General features: G+C 35.0%; 20 protein-coding genes. 16 read left to right on the top strand and 4 right to left on the bottom strand.

Annotation, left to right across the window (positions count from 1 at the left end):
* Positions 1-92 precede the first annotated feature (92 nt).
* Positions 93-308, bottom strand: coding sequence for a small acid-soluble spore protein SspI (sspI, locus tag BN1058_RS11640; protein WP_090857702.1), 216 nt, complete (start codon positions 306-308; stop codon positions 93-95).
* A 97-nt stretch (positions 309-405) separates the two neighbouring features.
* Here sspI and BN1058_RS11635 point away from each other — a divergent pair, with 97 nt between their 5' ends.
* The 7 genes from BN1058_RS11635 (at position 406) to BN1058_RS11605 (ending at position 7,418) form a co-directional block, all read left to right on the top strand.
* The gene (locus tag BN1058_RS11635) at positions 406-1,143 is read left to right on the top strand and encodes a TrmH family RNA methyltransferase (protein ID WP_090857699.1); all 738 of its coding nucleotides are present in this window, start codon (positions 406-408) and stop codon (positions 1,141-1,143) included.
* Positions 1,144-1,541: 398 nt separating this feature from the next.
* A complete protein-coding gene (gene pheS, locus BN1058_RS11630) occupies positions 1,542-2,576 on the top strand; it encodes a phenylalanine--tRNA ligase subunit alpha (RefSeq protein WP_090857696.1) in 1,035 nt (344 codons plus the stop codon).
* 14 nt (positions 2,577-2,590) lie between these two features.
* The gene (pheT, locus tag BN1058_RS11625) at positions 2,591-5,017 is read left to right on the top strand and encodes a phenylalanine--tRNA ligase subunit beta (RefSeq protein WP_090857693.1); all 2,427 of its coding nucleotides are present in this window, start codon (positions 2,591-2,593) and stop codon (positions 5,015-5,017) included.
* 140 nt (positions 5,018-5,157) lie between these two features.
* On the top strand, positions 5,158-5,706 hold the full coding sequence (locus BN1058_RS11620; protein WP_090857690.1) for a sigma-70 family RNA polymerase sigma factor: 549 nt from the start codon (positions 5,158-5,160) through the stop codon (positions 5,704-5,706).
* On the top strand, positions 5,696-6,100 hold the full coding sequence (locus BN1058_RS11615) for a PadR family transcriptional regulator (protein WP_090857687.1): 405 nt from the start codon (positions 5,696-5,698) through the stop codon (positions 6,098-6,100). The genes BN1058_RS11620 and BN1058_RS11615 overlap by 11 nt, the downstream gene beginning before the upstream one ends.
* A 5-nt stretch (positions 6,101-6,105) precedes the next feature.
* Complete coding sequence (locus BN1058_RS11610) at positions 6,106-6,789, top strand: permease prefix domain 1-containing protein (RefSeq protein WP_090857685.1); 684 nt, start codon at positions 6,106-6,108, stop codon at positions 6,787-6,789.
* Between the two features lie 374 nt (positions 6,790-7,163).
* Positions 7,164-7,418: a hypothetical protein gene (locus BN1058_RS11605; protein ID WP_090857682.1), complete on the top strand. Its 255-nt coding sequence runs from the start codon at positions 7,164-7,166 to the stop codon at positions 7,416-7,418.
* A gap of 239 nt (positions 7,419-7,657) precedes the next feature.
* Here BN1058_RS11605 and rnhC read toward each other — a convergent pair whose 3' ends face one another.
* Positions 7,658-8,593: a ribonuclease HIII gene (rnhC, locus tag BN1058_RS11600; RefSeq protein WP_090857679.1), complete on the bottom strand. Its 936-nt coding sequence runs from the start codon at positions 8,591-8,593 to the stop codon at positions 7,658-7,660.
* Between the two features lie 128 nt (positions 8,594-8,721).
* On the opposite strand from rnhC, the gene zapA reads away from it, so the two are divergent.
* From zapA to uvrC, 7 genes are all read left to right on the top strand, one after another.
* Positions 8,722-8,997 carry a cell division protein ZapA gene (gene zapA / locus BN1058_RS11595; protein WP_090857676.1) on the top strand — a complete coding sequence of 92 codons (276 nt, stop codon included), beginning with the start codon at positions 8,722-8,724 and terminating at the stop codon, positions 8,995-8,997.
* Complete coding sequence (locus BN1058_RS11590; RefSeq protein WP_090857673.1) at positions 8,990-9,544, top strand: CvpA family protein; 555 nt, start codon at positions 8,990-8,992, stop codon at positions 9,542-9,544. Before zapA ends, BN1058_RS11590 begins: the two co-directional genes overlap by 8 nt.
* An 86-nt stretch (positions 9,545-9,630) precedes the next feature.
* Entirely contained in the window at positions 9,631-11,352 is a 1,722-nt protein-coding gene (gene polX, locus BN1058_RS11585; protein WP_090857669.1) for a DNA polymerase/3'-5' exonuclease PolX, read from the top strand.
* A gap of 15 nt (positions 11,353-11,367) precedes the next feature.
* The gene (locus tag BN1058_RS11580; protein WP_090857666.1) at positions 11,368-13,713 is read left to right on the top strand and encodes an endonuclease MutS2; all 2,346 of its coding nucleotides are present in this window, start codon (positions 11,368-11,370) and stop codon (positions 13,711-13,713) included.
* 81 nt (positions 13,714-13,794) lie between these two features.
* Positions 13,795-14,202 (top strand): DUF350 domain-containing protein, encoded by a 408-nt coding sequence (locus tag BN1058_RS11575; protein WP_090858289.1) that lies wholly within the window; start codon positions 13,795-13,797, stop codon positions 14,200-14,202.
* Between the two features lie 242 nt (positions 14,203-14,444).
* Entirely contained in the window at positions 14,445-14,762 is a 318-nt protein-coding gene (gene trxA, locus BN1058_RS11570; RefSeq protein WP_090857664.1) for a thioredoxin, read from the top strand.
* Between the two features lie 95 nt (positions 14,763-14,857).
* Complete coding sequence (gene uvrC, locus BN1058_RS11565) at positions 14,858-16,642, top strand: excinuclease ABC subunit UvrC (protein WP_090857661.1); 1,785 nt, start codon at positions 14,858-14,860, stop codon at positions 16,640-16,642.
* Between the two features lie 72 nt (positions 16,643-16,714).
* On the opposite strand, the gene BN1058_RS11560 is transcribed toward uvrC, so the two are convergent.
* On the bottom strand, positions 16,715-17,149 hold the full coding sequence (locus tag BN1058_RS11560) for a YslB family protein (protein ID WP_090857658.1): 435 nt from the start codon (positions 17,147-17,149) through the stop codon (positions 16,715-16,717).
* A 175-nt stretch (positions 17,150-17,324) separates the two neighbouring features.
* Between BN1058_RS11560 and BN1058_RS11555 the strand changes: the two genes are divergently transcribed.
* Together BN1058_RS11555 and BN1058_RS11550 are read left to right on the top strand one after the other, a co-directional pair.
* Positions 17,325-19,991 carry a YhgE/Pip domain-containing protein gene (locus BN1058_RS11555; protein WP_090857655.1) on the top strand — a complete coding sequence of 889 codons (2,667 nt, stop codon included), beginning with the start codon at positions 17,325-17,327 and terminating at the stop codon, positions 19,989-19,991.
* A gap of 137 nt (positions 19,992-20,128) precedes the next feature.
* On the top strand, positions 20,129-20,353 hold the full coding sequence (locus BN1058_RS11550) for a helix-turn-helix domain-containing protein (RefSeq protein ID WP_090857651.1): 225 nt from the start codon (positions 20,129-20,131) through the stop codon (positions 20,351-20,353).
* Between the two features lie 169 nt (positions 20,354-20,522).
* On the opposite strand, the gene BN1058_RS11545 is transcribed toward BN1058_RS11550, so the two are convergent.
* Positions 20,523-20,957, bottom strand: coding sequence for a hypothetical protein (locus tag BN1058_RS11545; protein WP_090857648.1), 435 nt, complete (start codon positions 20,955-20,957; stop codon positions 20,523-20,525).
* Positions 20,958-21,008 lie beyond the last annotated feature (51 nt).

Here is a 21,008-nt window from a genome sequence, read left to right as displayed (position 1 = left end):
GATCCCCTTCTTTCATGACCTACATACTGATAGTTTATCTGAAGTAGGGGAGCATGGCAATGTAATATTTTAAATCAAAATAAAACAGTGGGTTAGTGTGTTTGTTTTACACCATGTTCTAGTGCACTCAACATTTCTTCTTTTTCAGTGTTGTCTGACTCTTTCCAAATTAATTCAAATAGAACACCCAAACCAGGTAGCATTTTTTCTTCTCCACTTTGAATGGCGTCAACGATTGTTGCTTCTAATTGTTCTTTGTTGTTATCTGAAATGTTTTCTAAAATCGCTTTACGTAAATTTAAATCCACTGTAATCACCTCAACATATAATTTAGTTGAATTTAGTTTGACCATACTGCTAAAAAATATGTATGATAGGACAAGAGAAAAGTAAAGGATGATTGTAATGATTACATCAGTGAAAAATGAAACGATCAAGCAGTGGAATAAGCTAAAGAAAAAGAAATATCGTGAAGAAGCGCAACAATTTTTAATAGAAGGCATGCACTTAGTAGAAGAAGCAATGAAAAGTGATTGGTCTATTGAAGCGATCATTGTGCAGGAAAACATAGGCATCCCTTTTGATACTGGTAATGTTACCATCGTTAATGTTTCAAATAACGTAATGGATCATTTAGCAGATACAAAAGCACCCCAAGGAATCATGGCGGTAGTAAATCAGAAAGAAGTACAACGATCAAGCAATCATCGTTTATTATTATTAGATTCTATCCAAGATCCTGGAAATGTTGGAACGATGATTCGTACAGCTGATGCTGCTGGATTTTCTGGTGTCATTTTAGGTGAGAATACAGTTGATTTATTTAATGATAAAGTAATCCGATCAACACAAGGCTCAATTTTTCACCTGCCTATTATTCAAGCAAATTTAGCAGAGACTTGTGAAACGTTAAAAAAAGAAGCTGTTTCTATATGGGCTTCTACATTAGAGCAAGCGGATGCGATCAACGAGTTAACTGTTCCAGATAAAGTGGCACTTATTGTAGGTAATGAAGGTGCAGGTGTTTCTCCTGCTTTATTACAGCAAGCAGACCAACGTGTACATATTCCTATCTATGGTCAAGCAGAGTCACTAAATGTCAGTGTGGCAGCTGGTATCATGATCTATCAAATGGTTCTCTAATAATTATACAGATAATTTTTAGGTTAGTAGTTGCATATTATGCTTTACTTTCCTATAATAAAGGGAGAAATTCGAGCGAAAACACTCAGAAAATGAATAGAAATAGGCGAAGAAAGAGTCAGTAGACGTTACAATGATACAATGCATAGGGATAAAAGGCCATGGACTGTAAGCTTTTTTCATTGTAGTAAGGTTGAATTTTCACTCTGGAGCTGGCGTTTGGGACCTTGCTATTGGCAAGTAAGAACGTTACCGGAAATGTTTTCCGTTATCAATTTAAGTGGACAAATCATAATTTGTCAACAAGGGTGGTACCGCGATCCAAGCCTCGTCCCTTTTTACAAGGGATAGGGGCTTTTTTTATTGCAAAAAAAGTGTCTTTTAGGAGGGTGTTTGAAATGAAGGAACGTTTACAAGCTTTGCAACAAGAAGCGTTAAACAAGGTAGAAGAAGCTACAACGCTTGATGAGTTGCAAACGATTCGTGTTTCTTATTTAGGTAAAAAAGGACCAATAACCGAAGTATTGCGAGGTATGGGGAAATTGTCTCCAGAAGAGCGCCCGGTTATTGGAGAGTTAGCTAATAAAGTCAGAGAGGTAATTGCTAATCAATTGGATCATAAGAAAGCAGATCTTGAAGCACAAGCATTGGAAAAGAAGTTGGAAACAGAAAAAATTGATGTCACTTTACCAGGACGTCCCGTTTCTGTTGGAGGAGCCCATCTCTTAACGAGCATTGTAGAAGAAATAGAGGATTTATTTATTGGCATGGGCTTTGAAGTTCGTGAAGGCCCAGAAGTTGAAACAGATTATTATAATTTTGAGGCTTTAAATCTGCCAAAAGATCATCCAGCACGAGATATGCAAGATTCTTTTTATATTACTGAAGAATTACTGATGCGTACGCACACATCACCTGTTCAAGCACGAACTATGAATGAATACAAAGGGAATAAGCCTGTTAAAATGATTTGCCCAGGGAAAGTGTATCGTCGTGACACGGATGATGCAACACACTCACATCAATTTACGCAAGTAGAAGGTCTTTATGTAGATAAAGACGTACGTATGAGTGATTTAAAAGGCGTGCTAAATCAGTTTGCTAAACAATTTTTTGGTGAAGAAAGAGAAATTAGATTACGTCCAAGCTTCTTCCCGTTTACAGAACCATCCGTGGAAATGGATATTTCATGTAAGGTTTGTCATGGCAAAGGCTGTTCTGTATGTAAACAAACAGGATGGATTGAGATTCTAGGAGGCGGGATGGTCCACCCACGTGTATTAGAAATGGCAGGATATGATCCATCTGTATATAGTGGGTTTGCTTTCGGTATGGGACCAGAGCGAATTGCGATGTTAAAATACGGTGTCGATGACATTCGACATTTCTATACCAATGATGTTCGATTCTTAAAACAATATCATAAAGCATAAAAAGGAGGAATAATATGCTTGTCTCATTAAATTGGTTGAAAAATTATGTTGATTTACAAGGGTTAACACCTGAAACTTTAGCCGATAAAATAACTAAAACAGGTATTGAAGTTGAAAGCATAGATTATATTGCAGAAAAAAGTACTAATGTTGTAGTTGGGTATGTAGAAAGTTGTGAAAAACATCCGAATGCGGACAAATTAAATTTATGTCAAGTAAATGTAGGGGAAGAGACGTTACAAATTATTTGTGGTGCACCGAACGTTGCAGCAGGACAGAAAGTTGCGGTTGCAAAGCCTGGTGCGGTTTTACCTGGAAACTTTAAAATTAAAAAGGCCAAACTAAGAGGTGTAGAGTCTAATGGAATGATTTGCTCGTTGCAAGAGCTTGGCATTGAGGAAAAGTATGTACCAAAAGATGTAGCAGAAGGAATATTCGTCTTTCCAAATGATGTAGAAGCTGGAGATGACGCTTTACAATTATTAAATTTAGACGATGCCATTTTAGAACTTGGATTAACACCAAATCGATCAGATGCATTAAGTATGCTTGGTGTTGCTTATGAAGTAGCAGCTATTTTAGATGTGGATGTTAAACTTCCGGACACATCGGTGAGCATGATTGAAGCAAAAGCAACAGATGAAGTTGGATTGCAAGTGGAAGATCCACAATTGAATCCATATTATGCTGCATTTGTTGTTAATGATATAAAGGTAGGACCATCTCCTTTATGGATGCGAAATTATTTAATAGCAGCTGGTATTCGACCGATTAATAATGTGGTTGATATTACCAACTATGTGTTGCTTGAATATGGTCAACCGCTTCATGCATTTGACTTTAATACATTCGGTTCTGACCAAATCGTCGTTCGTCGTGCAAAACAGAATGAAACCATGACGACATTAGACGATCAAACAAGAGAGTTAACGACTGATCATTTAGTCATTACGAATGGACAAGAACCTACAGCGCTAGCAGGTGTAATGGGTGGAGCTAATGCCGAAGTATCGGATACAACAACAACTGTTCTATTAGAAGCAGCTTATTTTGATCCGAAAGCCGTTCGCATTGCATCAAAAGATCATGGATTACGCAGTGAGTCTAGTGCGCGCTTTGAAAAAGGAATTGATCCAAATCGTGTCTATGCAGCGGGACTTCGCGGTTGTCAATTATTAGCGACTTATGCAAATGGAACGGTGCTAAGTGAGCCTGCTATTTTTGATCAGCTCGATAAATCAGAAAAACAAGTTATCATTACTACGAATCGAATAAATAATCGTCTTGGAACAGATATGTCAGATGAAGATATTGCTTTAACCTTAAAAAAATTAGGATTTTCATTTGAACAAGACGGAGAAACGTTTGACGTAACAATTCCTACAAGAAGACAAGATATTAGTCAATTTGAAGACATGTTAGAGGAAGTTGCTCGTATTTATGGTTATGATCACTTACCATATACATTGCCTCAAGGTGCAGCGCAAGCAGGCGGATTAACGAAAGCACAAGAACTTAAACGTTTTGTGAAAAGTTATTTTGAAGGTGCCGGTTTAATGGAGGCTATTACGTACTCGTTAACAACGACGAATCGTGCGCATCTGTTAGTTAGTCCTGAAATTAAGGAACAAGCGGTAACACCAATTCGTTTAGCTATGCCAATGAGTGAAGAACATAGTACACTTCGATTAAGTATTCTACCAGAAATGCTGGATTCATTAGCTTATAATGTGGCACGTAAGCAATCCAACCTTGGTTATTATGAAGTTGGAACGATCTTTATTTCTGAAGAAGAAAAGGTGACAAAACAACCGAAAGAACAGTTGCGAGCTGCAGCAGCAATAACTGGTGAATGGCTTACACATCCTTGGCAACAAGAAAAGAAAGTAGTCGACTTCTTCTTATTAAAAGGGATTTTAGAGGGATTATTTGAACGATTACATGTTCATACTACCTTCGAGCCTGCGAAGATCGATGGTATGCACCCTGGGCGTACAGCAATTGTGAAGGTGGATAATAAGGTAATCGGTTTTGTTGGTCAAGTACATCCAAAATTACAGAAAGATTTTGACTTGAAGGATACATTTGTGTTTGATATTGATTTAGCTTATCTGATCGAACAACACGAAAACGAACCAAACTTTAATAAAATACCACGTTATCCTACAGTTACGCGTGACATTGCGCTAGTTGTAGATGAAACTGTTTCTGCAGGTGATATTCAACAAACAATAGAAACCAATGCTGGTCCATTATTAAAAGAAATACAGGTGTTTGATCTGTATCAAGGGGAACATTTAGAGACAGGTAAGAAATCATTAGCTTTCCATTTGCTCTATTTAGACCCAGAACGTACATTAACCGATGAGGAAGTAGAAGCATCTTATCAAGCGCTATTAACAGCAGTAAAAGATGCGCATAAAGCAGAATTAAGAAGTTAGATAATGAAGTAGTTCATCTTTTGAGTGCAATAACATTGTACTCAAAAATGGACTACTTTTTTTACTTAAAAAATAAATGGTTAAAAATAAAAACTTATTTTTATCGTGCTTCGTCTAAATAAGTAAAAGGGGGGAAGGTTGTGGCAAAATGGACAACTGAAACTTTCGAAACAGATAATAATCTAGAAATTATAGATGAGATCATGACTACATATGGGCAAGAGATATTACAATTGGTTTATTCATATGTAAATAATAAAGAACTAGCTGAGGATTTAACACAAGATATTTTTGTGAAATGTTATCACACCCTTCATACATTTAAAGGGAAATCAAAATTCAGAACATGGTTATGGCAAATTGCAATAAATACATGTAAGGATTATCTGAAAAGTTGGTACAACAAAAACGTCGTTCATTCAACAGAAGACTTTCTTTTTGATATAGGACAAAAAGATAGTGTAGAGGATGCGATTATTCAACAAGATAGAGATGCTAGGTTAGTTTCTTCCATCATGCAGTTACCAATTAAATATCGAGAAGTCATCTATCTGTATTATTTTGAAGAGCTGAGGATAAAGGAAATTTCTAACTTAGTTAAAGTAAAACAGAATACGATAAAAACACGTCTCAGAAAAGCTAAAGAATTAATTAAGAAAGAAATGGAGGCTGACTATAATGGAAAATAGATTGAGGAAGTTACGATCGATAATGAATGATTCAACATTTAATCAGTTACAATTTACTGAACGACATCGTAATCGGGTGCACGATAAGATAAACAAAGAAAACGAGAGTAAAGAAGACATTTGTTTAGCAGCATTACAGCTACTATTGAATAAAAAAACAGGATTTGAATTGATTCAATTACTACATGCAAGAGGATTGGAATCGTTTAAAGAAAATGAAGGGAATTTATATACTTTGTTACACGAATTAGAGCAAAATGGCTATGTGATCAGTGATTGGAATGACAAAGCGGTAAAATATTATCAAACAAGTGAGGAAGGAAAAGCGGTTTTGGAAAAGGAAAAGAAAAAAGAAAAACATAGTATTTTAATTAGAAAAATTGCGGAAGAGTGATTAAAATGAAAATAGAGGATTACATCAATGAAGTGATAAAACAAATACAATCCCCAAAAAATAAAAAATCGATTGAAGCAGAGTTACACTATCACTTAAATCAATCTAAAAAACAATGGATTCAAAAAGGTTATACTGATAATAAAGCAGAGGAAAAAGCGATAAAGCAGATGGGAAACCCAACAATACTTGGAAATGAACTTCATAAACTTCATAGCTCAAATCCTATAATGTATGTTAAACCATTTATCATTCATCTTTTTATTGGTTTAATAGCTGCATTTATGCTTAATATAATGAACAGTTTTGAGCAAATAATGATTCAGGATAATGTAAGGAATATACTAAGTGGCTTTGTAACGGTGTTTATTCTCTGTCTATATTTGGTATTTGGAAAAAGATATCTTAAAGGGTTTTCTAATAAATTATTAATAAAATCCACTGCCATCATTTTCACTATAAATATAATGTTGGGGATCAGTGGATATTTAATAACGACTTTTGGTTCCGGTATAGTAGCCGAAAACGGCCAGTTACTAGTGGCGATTTTTATGGTATTCAACTATGGATTTTATTCTATTATTACTTCCTTTACTATACCTGAACTTCTGGGTATCTTAATCACTTGCTTTATGGCACCATTTCTTTTGTATTTTGGAAGTAGACTAAATCAACTGTTAAAAACATGATTATTTATTTGATTTGAACTAAAAGATAGGTTCATTCAATAAAGATATTGAGATTGGAACTTATTAAACAATTAGCTCGTAATTAAGTATAAAGCGTTTTCGCAAATTAATAATTTCAGGGGTGAATTACTTGAGAAATAATAATCGTAACGGGAGCTACAAGAGTAAAATTAACCCAGAAGATGATGGGCTGAACAGGACTTTTTTTGGTGGTCCTACAATTGGAGGATTAATTGTAGTAATCATAATTATAGGATATATAATGTATTCTATTTTCTTCAACTGAAGAACTATTTTCTTGTATAAAGCTTAATCAACTAGTTCACAAGTTGATTTAATGAGAATATTAATTTTAGTTGGAAGGTGGAAGAAATATGAAAGGGTTCGCTTGGGGTATAATGCTTTTTTACTTACTTGTTACAGTATTTTGGATAGCAAATTCACCGTATTTATTTTCATTGTGGGGGTTAATTAGTTGGTTCATTTCAATTATATTAGGTTTTGTCGTATTTAAACAAATTAAACAGCCAAACATGGTGAGGAAACTTATATTATATTCAACTTCCTTTATGGTGTTTTTGGTTATACTGACAGGTTTTATAGAATTAGCAGTAACTTCTATGCCATAACGAAAGTATAATTTAACGGAACAAAATTTATGCTTCAATCGTTCCGAATAATATTTTCTATAAGATTATTTACCTATTGAGACATTGGTTTTAATGATCGCTTTTGCAACACTCGTTGTAAGGAATTTGACGATAAAAAATAGACCTCCATTCGTTTACGAGCCTAGTGAGGTCTATTCCTTACTCGCGCTGCCCCCTCTTTAAAGGGGGGATAATAATAAAACGCGCGATAACCTATTTTATAGGTAAGCTGATGCTTTCTTCGTATTTGCAAAGTGAACTTTGGCAAATGTGTTTAGACTATTTCTTCCATATTTTTTTATCATAGAAGCAATTACTTGATCAACTTTAGCCGATGCGCCCTTTGGCAAGTTCATACCTGCTTTGCTTGATAACTTGTTCATCTCTTGGACAAAACTAGCGCGTGCAATAATGGAACCAGCAGCAACCGCAATAGAATGGCTTTCAGCTTTTGTCATAAAATACACATTTTCTTGTAAAGTTGCTTGTTCTGATTGTAGATGACGTTGATATACATGTGGTTCACAAAACTGATCAATGATGATCCCGTTCGGCTTTAGGGGATCGATTTTTTTCATTAGTTGATTTAGTGCGTGATGGTGTAACATTGCTTTCATTTTTCCTTGTGACCACCCTTTTTGTTGTAGTTTATTGTACTTCTGATTATGTAACACAACTAAAGAGTACGGTAAGTCGAGCTGTAAGAGTTTTTTTGCAATGGATGTAATGGTTGCATCGGTTAGATTCTTTGAGTCTTTTACTCCCAATTCTTTTAATAACGGAATTTGGCTTTCTTCCACATAGGCTGCCGCTACAGTAATTGGTCCAAAGTAATCTCCCGTGCCTGCTTCGTCTGATCCAATATGTGATTCATTAAATAAATTAGGGTATGGCACAAAGTTATGTTGTTTTTGTTTTGCTTTTTTAGGTGGATTAACTGGACCTGTTTCTTCAATGTTCCCCCATTTTTTAGCCTCTATTTCTGGATTTTTCCCTTGAAATAATACCTTTCCAGAACGGTATGCTGTTATAGAACTGTTTAGTGTTTTTGCAGCAAATATAGCTCCTTGAGGTGGATTTTTTAATTGTGATTGATACGATTTTTTCATTTCTTCTATTTTATTTAATGGCAATTTTAGTACAATTTGTCCCATAATAACTCCTTCTTTGATAAGATAGATTAAGTATAGCAAAAGAAAACGCAATAGAATAGTTTCCTAAATGATTCTGTTCATGTTAATATTAAATTTAGGATTTGATAGAATTGAGGGGGGTATAGTCGGTGTCCCAATCAGACAAAACACGGATAACGGTTGACATATATGGTAAGACATATACGATAATAGGAGAAGAAGACTTACATCATGTTAAATTAGTAGCGAGTTTAGTCGATGAAAAAATGAGAGAGATCCATGACGTAAATAAAAGTTTGGATACTTCTCGATTAGCCGTATTAACAGCAGTAAATACAATGAATGATTATATTAAATTACAAAAGAAATATGAAGAACTTCAACAGACTTTAAAACAGAAAGAGGACCAAGAATATCATGATTAATGTACTATTAATTGGCCTATTGTTATTAGGTTTATTACGAGGATTAAAACGTGGCTTTATTTTACAAGTATTTCACCTCATAGGATTTATTGTAGCTTTTATTGTGGCCGCAATGTACTATGATAAACTAGCAGAACAACTGAACATGTGGATTCCTTACCCTAATTTACCTGAGGGAGAAACTTGGGCAGTCTTTTTAGATTCATTGCCACTTGAATATGCATTTTATAATGCAATAGCATTTGCGATCATTTTCTTCGGAGTTAAAATCGTTATAAGTATTATCAGTTCCATGTTAGATTTTGTTGCAGAACTACCTGTATTACACTCGATAAATGGTTTATTAGGGGCAATATTAGGTTTTATCGAATCGTATGTTGTCTTGTTTGTTTTACTTTACATAGCAGCTCTTGTACCGGTTGGAATGGTGCAGCAAGCAATAGAGGGATCTTCTGTTGCACAGTTTATCATTGAACATACCCCAATATTATCTGCAGAACTCAAATCATTATGGTTTGAGCATGTTGCAAGTTTGTTTGGTAAATAATGTTGTAATAAGTATATAAGAGAAACCCTTGCACATATTTAAAAGCAAGGGTTTCTCTACTGAAAAAGGATCGGAGGATGAATACAATGACCCAGATAAACAAAAAAGATGTCATTGGTTTATTAGAAAAAATAGCGCTATATTTAGAATTGAAAGGAGAAAATCCTTTTAAAATATCCGCCTATCGAAAAGCGGCACAAGCATTAGAAACAGATAATCGTTCATTATCAGAAATAGATGATTTCACCGCGCTCAATGGTATTGGTAAAGGAACCGCTGCTGTAATTGACGAGTATATTCAGCGAGGTAGTTCAGACACTTTATTTAATTTGGAACAAGAGATCCCTGCAGGCTTAATTCCTTTATTAAATTTACCTGGATTAGGTGGGAAGAAACTTGCCAAACTCTATCAAGAATTAAATGTCATTGATGCAGATACATTACGTGAGGCATGTACTATTGGTAAAGTTGCTGAATTAAAAGGATTTGGTAAAAAAACAAGTGAAAAAATAGTGAAAGCTTTAGATGAAGTGAATAGTCAACCTGATCGTCTACCAATTGCAATGATGCTACCGATTGTTGAAAAATTAGAAGCTTACTTAAAAGAAATAAACGCTGTATTGCGGTACTCCCGTGCTGGTAGTATTCGTCGCATGCGTGAAACAGTGAAAGATTTAGACTTTATCATTGCAAGTGATCATCCTCATCAAGTCAGAGACGAGCTATTAGCTATAACCAATATAAAAGAAATTATTGCATCGGGTGATACGAAAGTTTCGATTGTATTAGAGGAATCGTATGACGTTTCTGTAGATTTTCGTATTGTAAAACTTGAGGAGTTTGCAACAACGTTACACCACTTTACGGGATCAAAGGATCATAATGTGGCAATGCGCCAACGAGCTAAAGCGCAAAATGAAAAAATTAGTGAATACGGTGTAGAAAATAATGATACCGGTGAAGTAATAACATTTGATACAGAAGCGGCATTTTTTCAGCATTTTGGTTTATCCTATATTCCGCCAGAGTTGAGAGAGAATGCTGGAGAGCTAGAAGCATTTGAAAGAGAAGTAAGTTTAATAGAACCTTCAGATATTAAAGGTGATTTACACATGCATACAACGTGGAGTGATGGTGCGCAATCGATTGAAGAGATGGTTAAGGCTGCATTGGAAAAAGGATATCATTATATTGCAATAACCGATCACTCGAAGTTCTTGAAAGTAGCGAATGGATTAAATGAGACACGTCTGCTTGAACAAAGAAAGGAAATTGAACGCTTAAAGCAAAAATATCCAGCTATTCATATTTTTGCAGGAGTCGAGATGGATATTCTGCCTAATGGCAGTTTAGATTTTGATAATACGTTTTTAAAAGAAATGGATTATGTAATTGGTGCGATTCATTCAAGTTTTAATCAAACAGAAGAAGAAATTATGAAACGGCTTTATCATGCATGTGATAATCCTTATGTTACTATCATTGCACATCCTACCGGGAGAATTATTGGCCGACGGAAAGGATACAAAGCAAATGTAAAACAATTGATTCAGCGGGCGAAGGAAACAGGCACTGTGTTAGAATTGAATGCAAACCCAAATCGATTTGATTTAGCACCAGAATGGTTGCGCTTGGCACAAGATCAGGGTGTGAAAATTGCTATTAATACGGATGCACACAATGAAGGATCACTTGATTATATGAATGATGGTGTTCTTATGGCAAAGCGTGGTTGGTTGGAAAAAGATACAGTAATTAATACTTGGACAAAAGAACAAGTTATTGACTTATTTCAAAGCAAACGGTAAAAGGGGTCACAACAAATGAATGATCGAATATTTCATGTGTTAGAATATTATAAAATTATGGAACAACTAGAAGATCATGCAGCATCATCGCTCGGGAAAGAACAAGCACGAAAGCTAAAACCTTCGACAGATCTCCACGAAGTGCTTCAATTACAAGAAGAAACAGATGAAGCAGTGAATGTTGTTCGTTTAAAAGGAAATGTGCCACTTGGTGGTGTCGTTGATATAAGACCGAGTATAAAGCGCGCAGTTATTGGTGGTGCTTTAAATGCACAGGAATGCTTAGAAGTTGCAGGCACTATTTACGGGGGCAAACAGCTTAAACGATTTATTGATACGATGGAGGAACCATCACTTCCCATTATTCGAAATCTAGTGGGGGAAATAGCATCATTAAATGAATTAGAAACAGAAATTAAGAGTTGTATTGATGACCATGGTCATGTCATGGACGGTGCATCTGATAAATTACGCTCCCTTCGGTCTAAAATAAGAACGAATGAATCCAGAGTAAGAGATAAACTAGATAATTATACGAAATCGAAAAGCAACATGTTATCTGATGCTATTGTAACGATTCGTAATGATCGTTATGTATTACCAGTAAAACAAGAATATCGTGGAGCGATCGGTGGTATTGTTCATGATCAGTCAGCATCTGGTCAAACCTTATTTATGGAGCCCCAGGCAGTGGTAGAGTTAAACAACCAGCTTCAAGAGGCAAAAGCACAAGAGAAAACAGAGATTGATCGAATTCTCCGTGATCTATCTGTTAGGATTGCTTCTGATCATGACTTCTTAGCTCATAATGTAATGGTATTAGCTAAACTAGATTTCATGTTTGCTCGAGCTCATTTAGGACAATCAATGCGTGCGGCAATGCCAAAGATGAATGATCAAGGAATTATTGAAATGAAGCAAGCACGTCATCCATTGTTAGCAGATGAAGAAGTAGTCGCAAACGATATCACACTAGGAAAAGATTATCATGCAATTGTCATTACTGGGCCAAATACTGGTGGTAAAACCGTCACATTGAAAATGGTTGGTTTGTGTACATTAATGGCACAATCTGGTCTCCAGATTCCAGCATTAGACGGTTGTGAATTAGCTGTATTTCAAGACGTATTTGCTGATATAGGGGATGAACAATCTATTGAACAGAGTCTTAGTACATTTTCTTCACACATGACCAATATTGTAGACATTTTAAAACATGTGGATGAGAAAACATTAGTTTTGTTTGATGAATTAGGTGCAGGGACAGATCCACAAGAGGGAGCAGCCCTCGCGATGGCAATTTTAGATGAAGTTGTTAGGCGAAATGCACGCATTATCGCAACAACCCATTACCCCGAATTAAAGGCGTATGGCTATAATCGAGAAGGAGTAATCAATGCTTCTGTTGAATTTAATATCCAGACACTTCAGCCGACTTATCGTTTATTAATCGGTGTTCCTGGACGAAGTAATGCGTTTGAGATTTCTAAACGTTTGGGGCTAAGTTCAGAAGTGATTGAATCTGCTAAAGGACATATAGGTGCAGATTCAGCGAGTGTAGAAAATATGATTGCATCACTAGAAAATGCAAAAAGAGAAGCAGAACAAGATCATGAAGAAGCAGCTCAGTTATTAGAACAAGCTGCACAACTAAAGAAAGATCTAGAAAATCAATGGAATCAACTTGACAAGAAAAGAGAAGCTTTGTATCAAAAAGCAGAAGAGAAAGCAGAAAAAGCAGTACAGAAGGCACGAGAAGAAGCAGAAGCAATTGTATCTACAATTAGAGAAATGAAACATCAGGCTACATTAAAAGAACATGAATGGATTGAAGCAAGGAAATTATTAGATGAAGCACAACCGAAACTGACGAATAAAAAAACACAAACAAATAAAGCGACAAACAATTCAAATCGTGAGTTAGAGCCTGGTGATGAAGTGCTATTATTAACATTAAATCAACAAGGAAGTATTGTGAGGAAAATAAGTAAAAATGAATATGAAGTGCAAGTTGGTATTATGAAAGTCAAAGCAAAACGTAAAGATTTACAATTTGTTAAATCTAAAGAACCTATTATAGAGAAACCTATGGCTACAGTTAAGGGATCGAATTATCATGTAAAGCCTGAACTTGATCTACGTGGAGAACGATACGAAGATGCGTTACATCAGCTAGAAAAATATGTTGATGATGCACTGCTTGCAGGATACCCAAGAGTATCTATTATTCATGGAAAAGGAACAGGAGCATTAAGAAAAGGTGTACAAGCTTTTGCTAAACGACATCCACAAATAAATAATCAACGAGCTGGTGGAATGAATGAGGGTGGAAGTGGTGTAACTATATTAGAGTTTAAATAAGTTCACTTTACGAAAGAATTTAAATTGGTGTGAACAATCAATAAGTTAAGAAGAAAGGAAAGGGAGATTTAGATGTATATCATGTCAGCTTTTTGGGAAAATGCATTTGTTGCATCAGCTGCTCGTTATAGTGTAGTCATCCTTTGTATGATTTTATTTTTAGCAATATTTGAGCTTGTAACATCCTATAAGAATTGGCAAGAAATAAAACAAGGTAATTTTGCTGTGGCTATGGCAACCGGAGGTAAAGTATTCGGAATTGCTAACGTATTTCGATTCTCCATTCAACATAACGATACGATTCTTGAAAGTGTTAGTTGGGGTGCATTTGGCTTTTTGTTACTTTTAATTGGATATTTTATTTTTGAATTTTTAACCCCAACGTACAAAATAGATGAAGAAATAGGAAATGATAATCGTGCCGTAGGGTTTCTTTCTATGGTTCTATCCATTGGATTATCATTTATCATCGGAGCAAGTATCATATAGACTTCCTTCGTTTAATTTTTAAAAGGAGTATTCTTGTTTTCTAAACGTATTGACTACACATGTGGTGATTTATTTGTTAGTCCAGCATATAATTAACATTTCAAAATTAATATTACCAACCAGATGCAATATTCTTATTTTTTAGGGGAAAGTAACAAATGAGCAAACTAGTAGCCAGTTTCTAAAATGGCATGGTATACTACAACAAGAGTATGGTTAAGCAATAAAGGAGGACGAAATAAATGGCAATCGTAACAGCTTCAGACAAAACGTTTACAAATGAAACAAGTGAAGGTCTAGTATTAGCAGACTTTTGGGCTACTTGGTGTGGTCCATGTAAAATGATCGCTCCAGTATTGGAAGAAATTGATGGTGAAATGAGCGATACAGTGAAAATTGTGAAACTAGATGTTGATGATAACCAAGAAACTGCAGGAAAATTTGGTGTGATGAGTATTCCAACACTTCTATTATTCAAAGATGGAGAAGTGGTAGATCAAGTAGTTGGTTATCAACCAAAAGAAGCACTTATTGAGTTAATTAATAAACACGCATCATAATACGTGCTGTTAAATGAATCCCTTGTTACTTTCATGTAGCAGGGGATTATTTTTTATTATACAATAGAGGAAGTATATCTAGTGGAGTGTCTATCATGTCAGATAAAATAAAAGAAAAATTAGCCGTGCTACCTGCTCAACCAGGTTGTTATCTAATGAAAGATAAGCATGGCACAATTATTTATGTCGGTAAGTCTAAATTATTAAGAAATCGTGTGCGTTCTTATTTTACAGGTGCAAATGATCAAAAAACACAACGCTTAGTGCAAGAAATTGTTGACTTTGAGTATATTGTTACCTCATCTGAGATCGAGGCATTAATTTTAGAAATGAATTTAATAAAAAAATATGATCCCAAATATAATGTCCTGTTAAAAGACGATAAAAGTTATCCTTATTTAAAAATTACAAATGAACGTCATCCACGATTAACTATTACACGTAAAGTGAAGAAAGATAAAGGAAAATATTTTGGACCATACCCAAACGTTCTAGCGGCAAGAGAAACAAAAAAACTACTTGATCGAATGTATCCTTTAAAAAAATGTAATAACCCTCCTGGGAGACATTGTTTATATTACCATATGCATCAATGCCTAGCTTGTTCGGAAACGCCACCAACTGTTGAGGAATACAAACAAATTGTGCAACAAATTGTATCTTTTTTAAATGGTGGTCATAAAGAAATTAAGCAGCAAATTGAACAAAAAATGATAGAAGCTAGTGAGGCATTAAATTTTGAGCGAGCAAAAGAATTGAGAGATCAAATCCAACATATTGAAGCAGTAATGGAACAACAGAAAATGACATTAAACGATCAAGTGAATCGCGATGTATTTCATTATGCCTATGATAAAGGATGGATGTGTATACAAGTTTTCTTTATTAGACAAGGAAAATTAATTGAACGTGATGTATCGATTTTTCCTTTTTATGATGATGCACAGGAGACGTTTATGAGTTTTGTGGGACGTTTTTATTTGCATCAAAATCATCCAAAACCAAAGCAAGTGTTAGTTCCTGCACCAGTCGATTATAAATTATTAAGTGAGTTATTAAAGGTAGATGTAACGATTCCATACCGTGGACGAAAAAAAGAACTAATCGATTTAGCAGGAAAAAATGCTGAAATTGCTCTAGAAGAGAAATTCTCCCTTATTGAAAGAGATGAGGCTAGGACGATTAAAGCGGTGGAAGGTCTAGGTGAAAAGCTCCATATAGAAACACCACATCGAATTGAAGCATTTGATAACTCAAATATCCAAGGTACCGACCCTGTTTCAGCTATGGTTGTTTTCATGGATGGTCGTCCATTAAAAAAAGAATACCGGAAGTACAAAATCCGAGATGTCAAAGGCCCAGATGATTATGAAACGATGCGAGAAGTCGTTCGAAGACGTTATACAAGAGTGTTAAAAGAAGGACTCCCGTTACCAGATTTAATTGTTATCGATGGAAGTAAAGGCCAAATGAGGGCGGCATCAGATGTATTAGAAAACGAATTAGGATTAGAAATTCCATTATGTGGTTTAGCCAAAGATGATAAACACAAGACAAGTGAATTACTATATGGCGTACCTCCAGAGACAGTACCGTTGGATCGAAAATCACAAGAATTTTACTTAATCCAGCGTATTCAGGATGAAGTCCATCGATTTGCAATCACCTTTCATCGTCAATTACGAGGGAAGAGTGCGTTTAAGTCAGAGTTAGACGCCATTGCTGGTGTCGGAGAAAAACGCAAAAAATTATTATTAACACATTTCAAATCCATTACTGAGATCAAGCAAGCAACAATAGAAGAACTCCAGCGATTAGGGATACCTAAACCAACGGCACAAACGATTCTGGATCATTTAAGTAGAAAAAAAGATGACTAATAACAATATGCACCTTAAATGTAGAAGTTTTAAACGCTCTACGCATAAGGTGCATCATAATTTTTAGCTTATTTATTTTGATAGAAGTACTTTTAATTCCACAACATTTTTTCTCGATTTGATTTCATCGATACATTCACAATCCAGTTGCTTTAGTTGCTGTATTGCTTCTGCTAAAAAACCTGCCTCGAGTCGATAATCAGTGATAATGTCTTGTTTCATTCGTTGAGTAATAGCTGCGCCAGTTAATTCAAAAATATATTCCCTACGCTTTTCTTTCACATCAACTAATTCTCCCCAACCGATTTTGTAAAAAAAGTCTTTTATTTGATCTAGAGATTCCCATTTTATCTGTCTAGCCATATTTTTCCCAAGTATGTAAAGGATTGTTGTTGCATCTTTTCCAAGCAAATCTGGTAAACAAACATAGCGAAGTAAATCATAACCGCTACCTGTTGTTTGCATTTGGTTTGCAATATCCTCTGTTTTTTGTAAATTATTATGCACTAATTTTTCCCCTTCCTACCAATAACCTGCTTATATTATCGCTTGAAAAGAAAAAGATTGCAACGGTCATTTCTACTAATATATAAGATGAAATAGACAAATGACGTGACATTTAAAAGAGAAAGATTTACAATAACATCCATGTTAATGAAACGAAAATATAGAAGGTGTAAACATGAAAAAGATTATAGAAATTGTAAGAACGGACTGGATAAATATTATAAAAACGCCTGTTGCAGCATTCTTAATTGTTGCATTAATGGTGCTCCCCTCTTTATATGCTTGGTTTAATTTAAAAGCATCATGGGATCCGTATTCCAATACAAGTGATATCGCTATTGCAGTTACAAATGCTGATCAAGGAACGGAGGTAAGAGGGAACGGCCTCAATATTGGTGATCAAATTATTGAGAATTTAGAAGATAATGATGCACTTGGATGGACCTTTGTCTCAAAAAAAGATGCGGATCAAGGTGTTAAACACGGAGAATATTATGCCAGTATTTATATACCGACTGATTTTTCTAAAAAGATTGCCACATTATTAGAGGATGAACAAATTAGACCGGTTATTGAATATAGTGTAAATGAGAAAATTAACGCCATTGCACCGAAAATGACATCTACAGGTGCCTCCACCATCGTAAAACAGACAAGTGAAAGCTTTGTCGAGCAAGTTAGCCAAGCGGTATTGACCGGATTCAATGAAATAGGTATAGAATTAGAGAAAGAATTACCAACTATCCGTAATATAGAAAATAAGGTTTTTGCATTAGAAGAGCGACTACCGGATATTGAGGCCTTAGGAAATAAGGCCATTACTCTTGAAGAGAAATTACCCGAAATTAATAAACAAGCAGAAAAAGTAATAGAACTTCAAGAAGTCATGCCTGAAATAATGGATGCTGCAGATAGTGTGGTTCGATTAAATGAGAAAATGCCACAAATAGAAAAAGTAGGAGAAGGCATTGTTACATTACAAGATAAAATGCCAGAAATAAAACAATTAGCTGATACCATTATTGACGTGGATAAAAACTTTGCAAAAATTGAAGAATTGGTCGCTAATACATTGCAGGACATACGAAAAGCACAGGATGTAGTGGATAAGGCACAAGATGCGTTACCTGAAATGAAAGAAATTGCAGAAAATAATGAAGCGTTTGCAAAAGCGATCAGTGACTATTTAGAAAATAACAGTGGCGCTTTAGATACAGTTAACCCTGTATTAAAGCAAAATATATTACTTTATCAGCAAACAGCTAGTGCTGTCCATCAGTTTGCTGTTCAACTAGATCATAACGAGTTAACTACTTCTGAAATCGAAAAGGCTATCCCACAGCTGTTAAGTAATCTAAAGTCAAGTATATCTAGTATAGATCAATCCATACAATTATTGGAAATACTTAATCAGCAAACAAGTAATAACGATATAGAAAAAACCTTCAGTGATCTGCAAGCATTGCAAGTGAGTTTCCAATCTGAGCAAGACATGTTAACGAAGATGGAAAATAATATTCTAAACATTACTGACAGTCAAACAGAACGCTTGATAGCAGTTTCAGATCAAGCTGTAAATCAAGCTAATACACTTGTTACAGACTATGATCAAACAACTTCTCCAGCTATAGATGAAGGGATTGGCCATATAGAGGAGAGTGCAGCGAACGCTAGTGACAATTTACAGCAAGCACAAGAAGCGTTATCAAAAGTAGAGGTCATCCTAAAGAATACAGAAGAATCATTAAATTATGGGGAAAAGCGGATTAAGGAATTACAAGAACGTCTACCTGAAATAGGGAATAAAATTCATCAAACAGCGATAACAATAAATGAAAAACTTGATGATGTAGAAAGCGGAGTTAATCAAGCGGTACGTTTTTATCAGAATCAATTCCCTAAGATAAAGGAGCAAATGCAACGAGCAGCATCGTTTGTTGAAAAAGACTTACCAGAAGCGACAAAAGAAGTAGATAAGGTTGCAGATTTTATTAACAATCGGCTTCCTAGTTTGGAAAAATCAGTTCACAAGATAGCTGATATTATACAGAATGATCTACCTGGCTTAGAAGATACGGTGCGACATACAGCTGATCAAATTAGACAGTTTGAAGGAAACCACAATTTAGAAGACATTATTCAATTATTGAAGAACGATATTGAACAGGAAAGTGATTTTCTTGCCAATCCGATTGAATTAAGTGAGAATAAAGTATTCCCAATTCCAAACTATGGATCAGCTAATTCTCCATTTTATACGACACTAAGTTTGTGGGTTGGAGCATTATTACTAATTTCTTTATTAACAGTTGATGTTCATAACAGGGAAGATATTTATAAGCATCATCATGTTTATTTTGGTAGAGGTTTAACCTTTGCCAGCATTGGATTGATGCAAGCACTAATTGTAACATTAGGTGATTTGTTTATTTTAGATGCCTATGTGAAAGAGCCAGTTTGGTTTGTGCTCTTTGCTATTTTTATTGGCATGGTATTTATATCGATTGTTTACACGCTTGTTTCTGTCTTTGGGAATGTAGGGAAAGGGCTAGCAATTATTTTGTTAGTACTTCAATTATCCGGATCTGGTGGTACATTTCCAATTCAAGTAGCACCCTCGTTTTTCCAAACAATTAATCCGTTTTTACCATTTACGTATGCGATTAGTTTATTACGTGAGGCAGTAGGAGGAATGGTGATAGAAATTGTCGTTCGAGATATACTTGTTTTATTTTCATTCATGATCGTGGCCATTTTATTTGCTATTTTATTAAAAAAACCTTTGGATGCCCAAATTAGAAAAGTTTCTGAACAAGCGAAGAAAAGTGGTTTAATTCATTAGATATAGTAGGACAACCGTGTATTTATTATAAAAGATGATAAAGCAAGCACAGAAACGAATTTTAGAACATAAAATACTCTGACTAAATAAATACCCTTCAAAGCGCGGCTCTAAGAACAGCAAGGAGGGGTTAAGACTTGAAGGATAGTGACTACAGGCCGAAGCAATTACTGACCAAACGAGAAAAAGAAGTGTTTGAGCTTTTAGTACAGGATAAAACAACAAAAGAAATAGCCCAGGAACTGTTTATATCCCAAAAAACAGTAAGGAATCATATTTCGAACGCAATGCAGAAGCTAGGTGTAAAGGGGCGTTCGCAAGCTGTGGTAGAGCTTCTTCGTATGGGGGAACTAAAGCTCTAATAAAAACCGACTTTCGTTTCTGAAAGTCGGTTTTTTGCATCAGAATAAAGTTACAAACAATAGTAGTATTCAACAGTATATACATTTCGTAGTATCAATACATTCATTTTCAGTTACCAATCTATTTTTAAATTTGCACAGCATTTAAAGTCCTACATCAAGATCACTATTAATTTCCTAAATGCAAGATCTCAGCAAGCCTCATTTCATCAACTAAATTAACTTCTTCACCATCTCTAAGATAAGCTACTTTAAATGCGATAGAATCGTCTCTATCAAATGTTACATTATCAATGATAAAATCAGAATCCTGTTCGATAAGATTTTGATGATCGAATTGAAATACCCAAGCATTGATGTGTTGGTCATTGTACAATAGCTCTATCTTTATATCCTTAATGTTATTATCTAATATTTTCTTGAATTTGTAGTTTGGGGGAATATACAATTTGTTGTCAGCATTGACTAATGTAAAATCAAGTATATGTATATCAGAAAAATGTACATCAGTTTGATAGATGCTTAAGTCCTTTTTACTTTGAATAAAAAGGAATATACTAATTACTAAAGCAAATAAAACAAGTGAAAGATAGATTTTTTTCATTTTTCCCCTCCAAAGATAAACAGTGATATATCGTCCAAGCACATATTTGTA

The organism is Paraliobacillus sp. PM-2, from assembly GCF_001368815.1.
Lineage (GTDB): Bacteria > Bacillota > Bacilli > Bacillales > Amphibacillaceae > Paraliobacillus.
Note: the sequence above shows the minus strand (reverse complement) of the source record. Positions and strands in the feature narration are given on the sequence as shown.

Coding starts and splice junctions, on each gene's coding strand:
- BN1058_RS11635 (WP_090857699.1), top strand. CDS start 406: ATGATTACATCAGTGAAAAATGAAACGATCAAGCAGTGGAATAAGCTA.
- pheS (WP_090857696.1), top strand. CDS start 1,542: ATGAAGGAACGTTTACAAGCTTTGCAACAAGAAGCGTTAAACAAGGTA.
- pheT (WP_090857693.1), top strand. CDS start 2,591: ATGCTTGTCTCATTAAATTGGTTGAAAAATTATGTTGATTTACAAGGG.
- BN1058_RS11615 (WP_090857687.1), top strand. CDS start 5,696: ATGGAAAATAGATTGAGGAAGTTACGATCGATAATGAATGATTCAACA.
- BN1058_RS11610 (WP_090857685.1), top strand. CDS start 6,106: ATGAAAATAGAGGATTACATCAATGAAGTGATAAAACAAATACAATCC.
- BN1058_RS11605 (WP_090857682.1), top strand. CDS start 7,164: ATGAAAGGGTTCGCTTGGGGTATAATGCTTTTTTACTTACTTGTTACA.
- rnhC (WP_090857679.1), bottom strand. CDS start 8,593: ATGGGACAAATTGTACTAAAATTGCCATTAAATAAAATAGAAGAAATG.
- BN1058_RS11590 (WP_090857673.1), top strand. CDS start 8,990: ATGATTAATGTACTATTAATTGGCCTATTGTTATTAGGTTTATTACGA.
- polX (WP_090857669.1), top strand. CDS start 9,631: ATGACCCAGATAAACAAAAAAGATGTCATTGGTTTATTAGAAAAAATA.
- BN1058_RS11580 (WP_090857666.1), top strand. CDS start 11,368: ATGAATGATCGAATATTTCATGTGTTAGAATATTATAAAATTATGGAA.
- BN1058_RS11575 (WP_090858289.1), top strand. CDS start 13,795: ATGTCAGCTTTTTGGGAAAATGCATTTGTTGCATCAGCTGCTCGTTAT.
- trxA (WP_090857664.1), top strand. CDS start 14,445: ATGGCAATCGTAACAGCTTCAGACAAAACGTTTACAAATGAAACAAGT.
- uvrC (WP_090857661.1), top strand. CDS start 14,858: ATGTCAGATAAAATAAAAGAAAAATTAGCCGTGCTACCTGCTCAACCA.
- BN1058_RS11555 (WP_090857655.1), top strand. CDS start 17,325: ATGAAAAAGATTATAGAAATTGTAAGAACGGACTGGATAAATATTATA.
- BN1058_RS11545 (WP_090857648.1), bottom strand. CDS start 20,957: ATGAAAAAAATCTATCTTTCACTTGTTTTATTTGCTTTAGTAATTAGT.